Origin of the sequence: Spirosoma sp. KCTC 42546 (assembly GCF_006965485.1) — a bacterium.
Lineage (GTDB): Bacteria > Bacteroidota > Bacteroidia > Cytophagales > Spirosomataceae > Spirosoma.
The window spans coordinates 595,350-608,749 of the sequence record NZ_CP041360.1 but is presented as its reverse complement, the minus strand read 5'-3'; the positions used below and the strand labels follow the sequence as shown (position 1 = coordinate 608,749).

The following is a 13,400-nucleotide window of genomic DNA, read 5'->3' as shown; positions in this document are numbered from 1 at the left end:
CCCGGAGTGCAGTACGTTTTCCTCTGCTATTTCGTGAAGCTTACGAAATATCGGAAATTTCTGTAGCTCTTCAGTAGATGCGAATCTGGCTCAAACGGGCTTTTTCTGCCTTTTTTTGGCTCTCAAGTGTCTTTTTAGCCAATCTGGCACGACTGGAATGGTATTTGGCAACTAGGAGATAGAAAACAAGTTGGTGACAGCCGCTATGGCTTGCAACAGCTTTTAATCATCCAAACAAGCCAGTACCATGAAAACCCTTTCATTCCTGTTTATCGCTTTCGTGCTCATATCATTTACACCCGCGTCGGCCCAATCGAACATCGCTGTTCGGAAACAACAATTCAATCTAGAAAACGGCCTTGCCCTACAGGGGTACGATGCCGTTGCTTACTTCGCCCAGAACAAGGCAGTGAAAGGCTCAGCAGCCAACACCTTTACCTACAAGAACGTTACTTACCGTTTTGCGACACTGGCTAATCTAAAAGCATTTCAGGAAAATCCTGAGAAATACGAGCCTCAGTATGGCGGCTGGTGTGCATATGCCATGGGCGCAACAGGCGAGAAAGTAGAAGTGGACCCCGAAACGTTCAAGATCAAAGATGGTAAGTTATTCCTGTTCTACCACTCCTTCATCAACAATACATTGACCAAATGGAACAAAGACGAGGCCAATCTGCACAAAAAAGCGGATGCTAACTGGAGCAAATTTACGCAGTCCTAATACTCATTCATTTACCACGTAACCCTATTATCAATCATGCACAAGGCTTTAACTTATATCCTGTGGGCCGCTCGCCTGATAGCCGCCATTATCATGCTCCAGACACTTTATTTTAAGTTTTTGGCGCAACCCGAGTCGGTGTATATCTTCTCAACACTAGGGATTGAACCCTGGGGGCGTATTGGCTCTGGCATTGTTGAATTGATTGCGTCGGTACTCATCCTGATGCCACGAACGAGCTGGATTGGGGCTGGCTTAGGGCTAGGCGTAATGGCAGGAGCTATCCTGTCTCATCTAACAGTTTTGGGTATTTCTGTGCAGGGAGACGGGGGCTATCTGTTCTTTCTGGCAATAGCCGTAGCCGTTAGTTGCTCAACCATTCTGTTACTGACCCGAAAGCAGTGGTTACCTGTTCTGGCACAGGCCATCCAGTCGGTTTTTGGTAAAAAAATCGCCCATACGAACACCTAATTGGTACTGCCCTTATTCATTATCCATTGTCCATTCTTCATTAACACTACCATGTCGCTCAAATCTGCCAGTACTGATATTTTGATGCAACTCGCCGAGGTCGTCGGCCAGCTCACCGATCCTGATTATGCACGGCCATTGACTGTACTCTCGGGCAACACCATTGGTAAGCACGTTCGGCATATTCTGGAATTCTACGAACTGTTAGTTCATAGTGCGCAAACGGGTCAATTGAACTACGACCGACGTCAACGTGACCTACAGCTCGAAGTAAACACACATGAGGCTTTACGCCGGTTGGGGGCCATTGACCGGGCTATTCATCGGCTCGACCTGAACCAGCCACTTGCCTTAGAAGCCGATTTATCGGTCAGTGGTGCAGCGACAATCCAGATTCCATCATCGTTTGCTCGTGAGTTGTTGTATAATATCGAGCACGCCATTCACCATATGGCTTTGGTGCAGGTTGCCGTACAGAATGCGTTCCCAACGATTGAGCTACCCCAGCATTTTGGTGTTGCCTACTCAACGGTACAGCACCAATCGCAGTAATAAAATACGACAGACACCGGGTTAATTGACTTGAAGAAATTAACCGCCGTTTTGCTAGTCTTCACAGCCCCCAACCCCCTGAAGGGGGCTTAGTTCACTGGGGAAAAAAGCCCCCTTCAGGGCAGGACTGTTAAGTTCTAATCCCGAAGGGATGAAAGGATTATAGAGAATGGAAAATGATCCATTCAGAACCCTGAAAGGGTGAGATAATGTCACCCTTTCAGGGTTCTGAATGAAATTGAATTTACGTTTTACTATAGTAATAACACGCCTTCGGCGTTGAGGCTCAGAACTTAATAGCCCTGCCTCTCAGGGGATTGGGGCTTTTGAAAGCCCAAAAAGGACAAGTTTCATTTAGGCGGTTATTTAATGCAAATCAATAAACCCGATGAAAGTGATCGAGCACGCTCGTACTGCGTAAAAACAAATCCAAGAACCATGCTTCTCTTATTTCTTCTTGTCAGCAGCATCAGTTTCGCAGGCTCCATACACCCTGGCACGGTTAATTTGGCGGTAGTACAAACGACCCTTAGCCAAAGCAAACGAGCCGGTTTATGGCTGGCTTTAGGCGGAAGCCTGCCCGAGATTGCCTATAGCAGTCTGGCAGCCGGTGGATTGATGCTTATTCCAACGAATTCGAGCTGGATGACGGTATTGGCTTATGCCCCTATTCCGGTCTTACTCGGAGCAGGTTTTGCTGCTTTCCGGCAGAAGCCCGTTGTCCTTAATGAGTCTGTAGCGCATACGAGATCATTGCCATTCTGGAAAGGGGTTGCACTGGGTGGTACCAATCCGCAGCTATTGCCCTTCTGGTCGGCGGTATGGCTTTATCTGAGCCGGGCCACGATAGGTAGCCGACTGGTAATACCCACAGGTCAGTCGGCTAGTCAGTGGGTGTTTGCGCTGGGTACGGCAACGGGTGCGTTTGGCCTGCTGGTCGTCGTGGTTTGGTTGACTGACTATCAACGGCAACGTATTGTTCAGTACCTGAACGGCCCGTGGATCAATCGCCTGACAGGCGGATTGTTCATAGGAATGGCTCTCTGGCAGACTATTCAAGTTTTAACCGCCTGATTAACGATTAAATGCAGGCGGTTCGTCTGCTCGCTCTATGCAGTTGCTAACCTCGTGGTGGACACTAATTTTTCGCTGGCGTACCTTATTACTCCTTCTGATACTGCTCATTGCCCTGCTTCCACAATGCATTTCGGTTCGGATGTCGGATCGAAAGATTGCCGACTACTTTGCCAGCCGCCCGGTCAAACCAACATTTGGTACTATCGATGTTCATGGCCGTTTAATTCATTACGCCTGCATCGGGAGCACCCACTCCGGGGCCGATACCTTACCAACGGTACTATTCATTCACGGATCGCCCGGTGCCTGGGACGCCTTTATCGGATTTTTTGCCGACTCATCGCTTTACAACCGGGCGCAGTTAATAGCCGTAGACAGGCCAGGTTTTGGTAAATCGGGTCTGGGCGAACCCGAGCGATCCCTATCAGCCCAGGCTACCGCCATTGCTCCGTTGCTCCGCCTAAGCCATTCTAGTCGCAAACCAATCCTAGTAGGCCATTCGATGGGTGGACCTGTTGCCGCCCGATTGGCTATGGATTATCCGGATCAGGTTGGCGGACTGATTCTAGTGGCTCCTTCTATTGATCCTGATCTGGAAAAGAAAGAATGGTATCGCCCCATCGGAAACGTATTCCCATTTCGGCAATGGTTACCTACCGAACTGGATGTGAGTAATCAGGAGATTATGGCGCTCAAAGGCGAATTGCAGCACATGATGCCGTTATGGGCCAGTATTCGGGTGCCTGTACTTGTCATTCAGGGCAAAGACGACCCACTCGTACCCCCAGGGAATGCGGCCTTCGCCAAACGAAAGCTGACGAACGCCCCGGTAACGATTCAGATGATTCCGAACATGAATCACTTTATTCCCTGGCGTCGCCCGGATTTAATTCATGATGCTATCCTCCATCAACTAACAATAAATCAATCAATTAACAACCAAAAACCATGAAAATGACCCGTTTGCATCTACTTATTATCGCTCTTTTTTCAATCACAACGGCTTTTGCCCAACAATCGGCAGTGTTTGCCCCAGCCGGCAAAGCCATCAGAGGCTACGATCCCGTTGCTTATTTTGTCGAAAGTAAACCTGTTCCAGGAGATTCCAGCCTTTCTTATACGTATCAGGGAGCCAACTGGTACTTCGCCAATGCCCAGAACCGGGAGACGTTTAAAGCTGATCCGGAGAAGTACACACCTCAGTACGGCGGATACTGCGCCTATGGAACATCACAAGGCCACAAAGCACCCACCGAAGCCGATGCCTGGACGATAGAAAATGGAAAACTTTACTTCAATTACAACAAGAAGGTACAGACACTTTGGAATAAAGATCGGTCTGGCCATATTCAGAAAGCGGATACGAACTGGCCAGTTATAAAAGATAAAGACGGCCATTAGCTTAGATCCGTATTTTTCGATAATCTACCTGGCATTTCTTAGGCTGAAAATAGGAGCATGCATTGCGCTTTCAGTGATAATATGTAAGTACGCAGAATTAAATTGAATTAGATTCTCGGGATCGCCCGAGAATCTAAATTTGCTTGATTACTTATTTACCAGTCAAAATTACATAGACGAGATTCGACTTTATCCACTCATAAAAAATCAAGCTGCCCTAAAACGGTAATAGGAACTGCGGTTATGAAGATTTTGGAATGGCTTTAACGAAAAAATTATGGTTCAGAATGAGTTATCGGTAAGCGTATCGAACCTACAGATAAGGGTGCTTGACGAGGCAGAACAAATTCCCTATGACCTATTATTACTATCTGATGATACAAAAGATGCGATAAATAAAAATCTTCATGACGGAGAACTATTTGTTGGCGTACATACCAATAGGCTTATAGCGGCATTTATACTAAAAGTAGTAGAGAAAGACACGATCGAAATTAAAAATATTGCTGTACTAGAAGAGCTGCAAGGAAAAGGAATAGGAGTGATTTTAATTAAATTCATAGTAAAGACAGCTCAAACCAGGGGCGTTAAAACATTGTTGGTTGGTACCTGCGACCAATGCGTAAAGGAGATAGATTTTTACCAAAAAAATGGATTCAAAATTAGTACTATTCGAAAAAACTTTTTCATAGATAATTATGCCGAACCAATATATGAAAATGGAAACCAACTTAAAGATATGGTTATGCTTTCAATGGACTTAGTAAAGTAAATAGTATGGGATGCTCCAGGGTAATTAAGCCATAACCGACAATAAAAACCAGGAGAATGAATGTCATACGTCTATGAAGAATGCCAGGAGGTCTGTAAGACTAGTCTATTCCCATTCGTAAAGCCCGAATTAGGGCCACTCACGTACGAACCGGCGAGCGATTTGCCAGCTAAAACCAATCCTTCTAAGGAGATTCTAAGATTAGCTTAAGACCATTCTAAGTTAAAAATGGGTGTTTTGAGTCGTGATTATAGTAAACATCCCGACAGTATGAAACTAAGCCAAAAATCAACCAAACTGTGGGTTGCCAACGTACTGATGGCACTCATCCTTGTTTCCTTTCAAGCCTGCAACAGCCACTCCGATCAATCCGAAACGGAAAATGCCCTGGAACAAACAGGCGATTCTGTTGAAACAGATGCCCAACAGGCAGCGGCTGATTTTCAACAGGAGCGCGATGAAGTCGTTGCCGACCTGGAGCACCAGCAGGAAGAACTTGATCAGGAAATCGAGCAACTAAAAGCTAAAATAAAGGGACAGAGCGCTAAAACCAGTGCCGCGCTTAAACGGCAATTGGCCGATTTAGATAATGAACATCGGGATCTGGCAAAAGACATTGACATTGCCAAAAACGCAACAGAAGATGCCTGGCAGGAAATAAAAGCAGGCTTTAAGAAGGCGGGGCGTACCCTGGGCAATTCCTTCGAAGATGCAGGAGAGCAATTAAAAAACCAGTAAAACAAGCCCAGATTCAGCGGCAATTCAATGGTTTTCTCATTCGACAATTTACGATTTCCAGATAACTCTCTTTAAAACCATTTGGGCAATTTAAATCGTAAAACTCCAACAAGTTATGCAGCCAAAATGTCATTCTTCAATGGCCATTAGCGGATTTAATCATCCTAGCCGGGCTATCCAGAATACGGACTGGATTAGCGATCCCGCCGACCCAACCCAGTCGTACAGAGGCCAGATCCCAAAAGGAGAAACGGTCTGGTTCCAGGATGAACTTTTTGGGAGTGGCCCAGCCTGGCAACAGGTCCGACTGGCAGATCATACACTAGTATTTATAAACCCGCACCATTTTGAGCCGATTAGGCAAGAGCAACTAACTTAACTATCGACAGGAATCCCCAAAAGAGCAGGGTGATCTGATCGATCAGAAACGGCTTAACCGGTTCTATATACTACTCAACGAAAAATAAACTTTCTTTATCATGGGTGAATCGCTAGTTGGTGCTCCCCCAATTTCAATCGACCATATCTGGATGATTGAACAAGGAGCCCCTAATCTCATCTTATGGGCTGCTCCCATTATGTTTCTACTGACCGCCATTGAAATGGTCGTTACGTATGTTCAGGAAAATCCGTTCTACGAAAAATGGGAGACTGTGGGCTCTGTACTGGTTGGGCTAGGATCGGTGGTAATTGGTCTTGCGATCAAACTAGGACTGCTTTATGGGCTTGTATGGCTGTATAATCAGTTGCCCTGGCGTATGGCGTTGCAGTGGTGGACGTTGATCCCCTGCTACATCATCTTCGATTTCTTTAGTTACTGGGCGCACCGAATTTCACATGAACAACGATTCTGGTGGGCAACCCACGTTGTTCATCATTCAGGTGAGCACTATAATCTGAGCGTTTCGTTCCGGCTGAGCTGGATTCAATACCTCAAAACCATTTTTTTCCTGCCGGTGGCCCTCATTGGCTTTCATCCGATTATTTTCTTTACGACCAATCAACTAGCGGTATTATTTCAATTCTGGGTTCATACCGAATACATCAAAAAAATGCCGCGCTGGGTCGAGTTTGTATTTGCTACCCCCTCTAATCACCGCGTTCATCATGGATCGCAGGAGAAATACATCGATAAAAACTTCGGGGCAACTTTTATTTTCTGGGATCGCCTGTTTGGAACCTACCAGCCCGAAGAAGAGCGCCCCATCTATGGAATTACGACGAATATAGATCAGAAGGCCAATCCATTCCATATCAACTTCCATGAGTTGAAGGACATTATCCACGATGTGAAACGGGCGAAGGGATTCCGTCGTAAATGGTTCTACCTATTTGGTAGCCCCATTGAAGTAGCCCGGCAAAAGCAGCAGCGTGCCAACGTGGAGACCGTTTCGGCGAATGAATTAGTTGAACGGGCGGTATAACTTACAGATTACGATCAATACACATGTAAACGATTCGATCACGATATGGAAAGCAAAGACAGAGAAGCTATCATCCAGGCCAAACAGGCCATTTCACCCAATGGGCTGGAAAACCAATCGGCGGAAAGGCACAGTGGGGTAAGTGCCGAACAACCTGTCAGCGATTTACCCGACGAGAAACTTCCCAACCAGGAACTGACGGATAAGTACATGGACGGCCCCGATGAGCCAGGAGAAAACGTGCGGGTTATGAATCCGAATCGCAATCCAAACAACAAGCCGAGCATTGATAAACCCGCTTACGATTAGCCTGAAAACAACCCAGTTCACATTAAAACGCACTACCCTGTAAGGTAAGTCAATACATCGCTAGATAGGTCATTGCACCAGCAATATAGCCCAGAACGGCCAGGCCACTTATTCGCCGGAGGTACCAGCCAAATTCTAATCGTTCCATGCCCATCACGGCCACACCAGCTGCTGAGCCAATGACCAGCAAACTGCCGCCTGTTCCTGCACAATAGGCTAATAATTCCCATAACCTGGCATCAGGTGGATACAGGCTTAGATCATACATGCCCATAACAGCTGCCACAATGGGCACATTATCGACAATGGCAGAAGCCACCCCAATAATGAGGATAATCACATCAATAGTACCAATAGTTTGATTCAGCCAACGGGCAACTATCGTCAACGTTTCCGTTGCTTCCAGAGCGCTTACCGCCAGGAGAATACCTAAAAAAAATAAGATACTGGGAATGTCAACCTTGCTCAGGGCATAGGCCGCCGTGTAGCGCTTACGGTCCTGCTCGTCTTTGTCGGCATGTATAATTTCCGATATTCCCCACACGACGCCCAAAGCCAGCATCATGGCCATATAGGGTGGTAAATGCGTGATCGTCTTCATGATGGGTACCATCAAAATAGCACTCAAGCCCGCGGCAAACATAATTCGCCGGTCACGCCGGTGCTGGGGTGTTACATAAGGACGGCTCACACCCCGTTTACCGGTTAGGTCTTCAGCTTCAGCTGGAGGTTGAATCCAAAACGTTAATCCAATCAGAGGAATGAGTAACGAGACCAGGCTGGGAAAAAACAACTGCCCAATTATGCGCTCGGTAGTAATCCTCCCGCCAATCCAGAGCATCGTCGTCGTAACATCGCCAATGGGTGACCAGGCACCACCGGCGTTAGCGGCAATAATAATCATTCCCGCCATCAACCGACGCTGTTCTGGGTTACGTACTAATTTTCGGGTGACAGACACCATCACAATCGCGCAGGCCAGATTGTCCAGCAAAGCCGATAAAACAAAGGTCAGTATTCCGATGAGCCACAACAGCACTTTAGGACTTCGCGTGGCAACGCGGTCGGTGATAAGGGTGAATCCATCGTGAATGTCGATAAGCTCCACAATGGTCATCACCCCCAGTAAGAAAAAAAGGATTTGGGCAATGTCGCTAAGATGGTGCCCTAATTGATCTCAAACGGGCTCTGGTTGCTCAACAGAAAGAATATAGATTGTCCAGCAAAGAACGCCGGTAATCAGCGCCGTGGCCGTTTTGCTAAAATGAATGGGGTGTTCAAGGGTAATTAAGACATACCCAACAATAAAGACCAGAATAATTGATGTCATGAGTCTATGGACGAAAACGAGGAAGAACAAAGCCGCCACTTAAAATGCTGCGGTCACTGGACGCACAGCTTGATCTATTGCTACACGTTAGGCCAGGTTCACGACCGCTAACATACGCACAGGGGACCAATTTGTTAGCCGAAACCTACTGTTCTAAGGATTTTCTAAGATCTGCTTAAGCCTATTCTAAGTCGGCCCGGCGTACTTTGGTTACCATCAACCATAAACTACGCAACAGAAATAACATGATAACTCGTCTTACAGGATCGCTCATTGCCCTCTCAGCCATAGCCTTTTTGCTATCTGGTTATCAAGTCTGGAAGCTAGCCCACATGATTCAAAAACGAATTAATGTTCGGGAATTTCTGGCTCCTTAGCCCTAACCTACTTATGAAACCTATGATAAATCACCCCGATATAACCAGACGAACCCTTGGCATTACCTTTCCCACTGAACAACAAGCGAACGTGGTTCTCTGGGCCCCTCAGGCCAAACAGGTAGCGCTAGCTATCCATGATCAGCCTGTACACCTTCCATTAACAAACGATAATTCAGGCTACTGGAATCTGGAAACCGACCTGATCAAACCTGGAGATACGTATACGTTTGTGCTCGACGATGAGAAGGAATGTGCCGATCCGGCATCCCTGGCACAGCCTGAGGGTGTATATGGCCCTTCTCAGGCAGTAGATACAGGCAAATTCTACTGGGAAGACTCCTGTTGGATTAACCCGCCCCTCGATGAGTACATTATCTATGAACTCGACATCCACACCTTTACGCCCGAAGGCACGCTACAGGCTATTAGTAGCAAACTCGGCCATTTGAAAAAATTAGGCATCAACGCCCTCGTCATCAGGCCTGTTGCCCCATTTCCTGATTCAAAAGAACAGCACTATAAGGAATCCTTTATCTATGCTGTTCAATCGTGTTACGGGGGGGCCACCCAGTTACAATACCTGATCAATGCCTGCCATTATGAGGGCATAGCGGTCATTCTGGATATTGCCCCAAATTCAATTGATCAGCCAACAACCAGCAATCGGGGTTTTGACACGTATCTACCCCGTAAACAAGCCGCCAATCCAACCAAGACGTTACAACAAAATGAGCGTCAGCGGGAAGCGTATCGGCGTTACCTGATTGAAAATGCCCTGATGTGGTTCCGTGATTTTCATGCCGACGGAATTCGTCTGAACGCCGACCCATCACGAAGCGACTTTGGGAATTTATTGCAGGAAATCCGGGAACACACCAATCAATTGACTACCCGAACCGGTCGGCAGTATTATCTGCTTGTTGAGCAGGATCTGACCGAAATTCCCATGTATAGCCCAACTGGCCTGGAAGTTGGTGCTGTTCCGTCAGCAATGACTGACGATGATTGCAAAAGCTACTACCTTACCGATAAGAACGGTGGTCACCAGACGAAAACCTACCGGGAGGATTATGTATATAATGCTCAATTTTCATCAATTCTGCAGGAACTGTTTGATCGGCAGACAAAAACTGTACCTGATGCCCCCCTGCTGGTGGTTTCGCAGAACTACAAGCAGACTGGTAATTATGCAGTATCTGAAGAAGATGAACAGGTTATTAGCCTCGAATTGTTAAAGCTGACGGCCGGTTCCATTATGATGAGTCCCTATATTCCTACCCTGTTTATGGGCGAAGAATGGGGCGCAACGAATCCCTTTGCGGAATCACTGCAAACCAGTCCCGTTCCGGCTGTTCATGTAACAGACAAAGCAGCTTTGTTAACCCATGATAAGCCGCTGGCCTGGGAATTACTGGATCAGGTTCCGAATAAAACACTTTACCAGTATTACCAGGCGCTAACCGCCTTACGCCGATCACAACCAGCACTGTACCATCTGAACCCGAAGCAGGTAGAAATCAATCACCGGAAAGACCAGCAGACGATGATACTTCACCGATGGTGTCGAGATAATCACGTACTGTGTCTGATGAACTTTTCGAGGGAAGATCAGCCGATTACGTTACCGTCTCTGGGAAAAAACTGGCAGAAGTTACTCGATTCGGCAGACCCGATTTGGGACGGTCCTGGGGCTTCCCTAGATTTTCTCTCGGATGAGGATACGCTTATTCTAGAGCCCGAATCGATCGTGGTTTATAAAGCAGTGTAGTAGTTCGTCATGCCTTTCAAGCGCTCCACTGCCTATTTCTATCAAATTCTAATTGAGTATTAAGCATTGCAGTGGAACTTGGATTTAAGCACGATGAACTATCTTATTCGATTTTACCTGTACGACGACCCATCCCGCCAAAACGTCCGTCAATTAGGCTCAGACTACTGGACCAAGAAGCCCCCCAAGTTTATATACGGCCTACCCTACCGATTAGAACCGGAGGAGTTCGGACCAATCGGTGCCCCCTATCAGGTTTATGTGTTGGCTAATCCAGTCCTGATTAAACCTTTACTGGACAGAGCAAGCCCAGGCAGGAAACGGTTACTGGTTAATGTCTTTTTAGCCCGGCTAGAAGAGTGGGGCTGGTTTGAGGAAGCTCAGGAAGTGAAGCTGAAGGAACAGAAGGGAAGGGTACAGGTTTCTAAAGCAAACGGATAAATTGTTGACGAAGACCGATGATTTAAAAACAGCGCTTTATAGTATTGATGTTACGTACAAACGGATAAATGGCTATTTCGGTCCCGAATTGATCCAAGAGCTATCTACTAAATGGCAGATTCCGGTCAGCGGTTTCAATATCGCGTTGAGAAATTGGGTGGAGTGCGGTTGATTATATAAGGCTCACTTTTCACTCAAAAGCTTCAGCAATACGCCGTTTGTCCAACCGAAACCGTCCTGGTTAGGATATTCCCCGCCCTTGGCCGCTGCCGTACTGACCACATCGTATTTTTCGACCATCTTACCGCTGGCTTTATATACCCGTAAGTTCTCGTTTACCCAGTTGGCTTTAATTTTAGCAGCCAGTGGTAGCTGTCTATAATTCCGTAAACCCCGAATAGCCAGCCACTGCAAGGGAGCCCAGCCGTTTGGCGCATCCCACTGCTCGCCCGTGCGGACGAGCGTGGTAGTCAGCCCGCCGGGTTTCAGGAAGGATTGTTCCAGTTTGCGGGCAACAGCCATAGCCTGACTGGCCGTAGCGATTCGTACAAAAAGCGGATAGACAGCCGCCAGTGAATAAACCGTAGATGGTTTTCTGGCTACAAAATCATAGTCAAAATAAAACTGACTTTTCGCATTCCAGCAGTAACGTTGAATAGCCTCTCGCCGTTGTTGAGCCAGGTGCAGGTACGTTTTCGATTGAGTCTCATCACCCTTCATCCGATACGCTTCGGCCAGGGTTTGTTCCAGATGAACAAGCAGGGCGTTCAAATCAACCGGAATAAAATCCGTTGTGTGGATCGTTTGAAGGTTTTTTCCGTCGCGAAACCAGCGGCTGCTAAAATCCCAGCCTGATTCGGCTGCTGCCCGAAGATGTTGATACAGCATTTTCGGATCTTTGGTGCGTCGGGCCAGTTGAACATCCTCCCGGTACGACTCCGGACGGGGTGTTTGTTTATCATCGTAATAGCGGTTCAGGTAAACGTCTTCGGCCAGCCGAACGACCCGCCGGTGAGCGGGGTGCTGTGCGGTCAGTTGGTCTTTCCCATCCATCCAGAAATCATATTCCTGTTGCAACTGGGGCAGATAATTGATCAGCACCCGGCGTCCCTGCATTTCGCTCAATAGGCTCACCATAAACGAAAAAAACGGTGGTTGCGATCGTCCCAGAAAGTAGGTTCGATTGCCGTTGGGAATAAAGCCAACCGTTTTGATCAGGTAGGCAAAATTGTCGACCATGTTCCGAATCTGGCTAGTCTGGCCCGATGCCCTCAAACCCAGCATCGTGAAATAGCTGTCCCAGTAATAAATTTCGCCAAAACGTCCGCCCGGCACAACGTAGGGCTTTGGTAAGGAAATCAGCGACCCGGCCTGTTGAGCTGCCTTAGATGTAAGAGAAGCGGGCCGGGTAAGCACAGGCCATAAATCTGTAATGTGCTGTTGAGCTGATTGCCCGGCTTTACTGGTATAGCCAGACGCTGGCTTTATCGGTACCGTAAAGTTCTGTAGAACAAACGCTTTCAGATTGAAATCCCTACGCTGACGGGCAATTTCGTAATTGGACAGAATCGTTTCTGGTGGAAATTTAGGCGTACAATCGGCAAAGGTTTTGGAGTCCGGAAAAACGGCTTTCATCTGAACGGCCTCGAATAAGGCTCCAAACTGTTCGTCGGGGCCAGCCAGATTCCGGGTAACGGCGTATGCTTTTTTTTCGAGAACCTGCTGACTCTGAACAGAAGCCAGGCTAAAAATGATGAAAGTAAGCGTTAAAAAAGGTTTTATTGGTTGCCTCATGCAAATGTTTTCAATAATCATTAAGCTGTTTAAACTTTTCAAATTAACCGCAAAGAACGCTAAGGCAAAGCGCAAAGACCGCAAAGAAATTCAGTCAGCAAACTCAGCGTTCTTTGCGGCTTTGTCTCAGCGCTCTCTGCGGTTAAACTAAAGCGCATTGGAGATATAAAAAATAAAGTTTAAACAGGTTCCATATTTACGGTGGTTATCAGGCAGGCCATA

The 13,400-nt window shown here is 47.0% G+C and carries 17 protein-coding genes; 14 read left to right on the top strand and 3 right to left on the bottom strand.

Annotation, left to right across the window (positions count from 1 at the left end; all coding sequences use genetic code 11):
* Window positions 1–247 precede the first annotated feature (247 nt).
* The 11 genes from EXU85_RS02655 to EXU85_RS02605 all read left to right on the top strand — a co-directional run bounded on the left by EXU85_RS02655 (window position 248) and on the right by EXU85_RS02605 (window position 7,465).
* Window positions 248–721: a YHS domain-containing (seleno)protein gene (locus EXU85_RS02655; protein WP_142770588.1), complete on the top strand. Its 474-nt coding sequence runs from the start codon at window positions 248–250 to the stop codon at window positions 719–721.
* Window positions 722–757: 36 nt separating this feature from the next.
* The gene (locus EXU85_RS02650) at window positions 758–1,192 is read left to right on the top strand and encodes a DoxX family protein (protein ID WP_142770587.1); all 435 of its coding nucleotides are present in this window, start codon (window positions 758–760) and stop codon (window positions 1,190–1,192) included.
* 51 nt (window positions 1,193–1,243) lie between these two features.
* Entirely contained in the window at window positions 1,244–1,744 is a 501-nt protein-coding gene (locus EXU85_RS02645; protein WP_142770586.1) for a DinB family protein, read from the top strand.
* 438 nt (window positions 1,745–2,182) lie between these two features.
* Window positions 2,183–2,818, top strand: a complete 636-nt coding sequence (locus tag EXU85_RS02640; RefSeq protein ID WP_142770585.1) for a LysE family translocator — start codon at window positions 2,183–2,185, stop codon at window positions 2,816–2,818.
* A 37-nt stretch (window positions 2,819–2,855) separates the two neighbouring features.
* Window positions 2,856–3,773 carry an alpha/beta fold hydrolase gene (locus EXU85_RS02635; RefSeq protein ID WP_142770584.1) on the top strand — a complete coding sequence of 306 codons (918 nt, stop codon included), beginning with the start codon at window positions 2,856–2,858 and terminating at the stop codon, window positions 3,771–3,773.
* Window positions 3,770–4,222: a YHS domain-containing (seleno)protein gene (locus EXU85_RS02630; protein WP_142770583.1), complete on the top strand. Its 453-nt coding sequence runs from the start codon at window positions 3,770–3,772 to the stop codon at window positions 4,220–4,222. The genes EXU85_RS02635 and EXU85_RS02630 overlap by 4 nt, the downstream gene beginning before the upstream one ends.
* 277 nt (window positions 4,223–4,499) lie before the next feature.
* Window positions 4,500–4,994, top strand: coding sequence for a GNAT family N-acetyltransferase (locus EXU85_RS02625; RefSeq protein WP_210422431.1), 495 nt, complete (start codon window positions 4,500–4,502; stop codon window positions 4,992–4,994).
* Between the two features lie 270 nt (window positions 4,995–5,264).
* A complete protein-coding gene (locus EXU85_RS02620; RefSeq protein ID WP_142770582.1) occupies window positions 5,265–5,732 on the top strand; it encodes a hypothetical protein in 468 nt (155 codons plus the stop codon).
* Window positions 5,733–5,847: 115 nt separating this feature from the next.
* Window positions 5,848–6,111: a hypothetical protein gene (locus EXU85_RS02615; RefSeq protein WP_142770581.1), complete on the top strand. Its 264-nt coding sequence runs from the start codon at window positions 5,848–5,850 to the stop codon at window positions 6,109–6,111.
* Window positions 6,112–6,211: 100 nt separating this feature from the next.
* Window positions 6,212–7,156, top strand: a complete 945-nt coding sequence (locus tag EXU85_RS02610; protein WP_142770580.1) for a sterol desaturase family protein — start codon at window positions 6,212–6,214, stop codon at window positions 7,154–7,156.
* A 45-nt stretch (window positions 7,157–7,201) separates the two neighbouring features.
* Window positions 7,202–7,465 (top strand): hypothetical protein, encoded by a 264-nt coding sequence (locus tag EXU85_RS02605; RefSeq protein WP_142770579.1) that lies wholly within the window; start codon window positions 7,202–7,204, stop codon window positions 7,463–7,465.
* Window positions 7,466–7,514: 49 nt separating this feature from the next.
* Here EXU85_RS02605 and nhaD read toward each other — a convergent pair whose 3' ends face one another.
* Together nhaD and EXU85_RS36095 are read right to left on the bottom strand one after the other, a co-directional pair.
* The gene (gene nhaD / locus EXU85_RS02600; RefSeq protein ID WP_371731983.1) at window positions 7,515–8,582 is read right to left on the bottom strand and encodes a sodium:proton antiporter NhaD; all 1,068 of its coding nucleotides are present in this window, start codon (window positions 8,580–8,582) and stop codon (window positions 7,515–7,517) included.
* A gap of 60 nt (window positions 8,583–8,642) precedes the next feature.
* Entirely contained in the window at window positions 8,643–8,795 is a 153-nt protein-coding gene (locus EXU85_RS36095) for a hypothetical protein (RefSeq protein ID WP_371731982.1), read from the bottom strand.
* A gap of 245 nt (window positions 8,796–9,040) precedes the next feature.
* Here EXU85_RS36095 and EXU85_RS35930 point away from each other — a divergent pair, with 245 nt between their 5' ends.
* The 3 genes from EXU85_RS35930 to EXU85_RS02590 all read left to right on the top strand — a co-directional run bounded on the left by EXU85_RS35930 (window position 9,041) and on the right by EXU85_RS02590 (window position 11,384).
* Window positions 9,041–9,172, top strand: a complete 132-nt coding sequence (locus EXU85_RS35930; protein WP_256366025.1) for a hypothetical protein — start codon at window positions 9,041–9,043, stop codon at window positions 9,170–9,172.
* Between the two features lie 13 nt (window positions 9,173–9,185).
* The gene (locus EXU85_RS02595; RefSeq protein ID WP_168207725.1) at window positions 9,186–10,943 is read left to right on the top strand and encodes an alpha-amylase family glycosyl hydrolase; all 1,758 of its coding nucleotides are present in this window, start codon (window positions 9,186–9,188) and stop codon (window positions 10,941–10,943) included.
* A gap of 93 nt (window positions 10,944–11,036) precedes the next feature.
* Window positions 11,037–11,384 carry a hypothetical protein gene (locus EXU85_RS02590; RefSeq protein ID WP_142770577.1) on the top strand — a complete coding sequence of 116 codons (348 nt, stop codon included), beginning with the start codon at window positions 11,037–11,039 and terminating at the stop codon, window positions 11,382–11,384.
* Between the two features lie 183 nt (window positions 11,385–11,567).
* Here EXU85_RS02590 and treF read toward each other — a convergent pair whose 3' ends face one another.
* Window positions 11,568–13,178 carry an alpha,alpha-trehalase TreF gene (gene treF / locus EXU85_RS02585; protein WP_142770576.1) on the bottom strand — a complete coding sequence of 537 codons (1,611 nt, stop codon included), beginning with the start codon at window positions 13,176–13,178 and terminating at the stop codon, window positions 11,568–11,570.
* Between the last annotated feature and the right edge of the window lie 222 nt (window positions 13,179–13,400).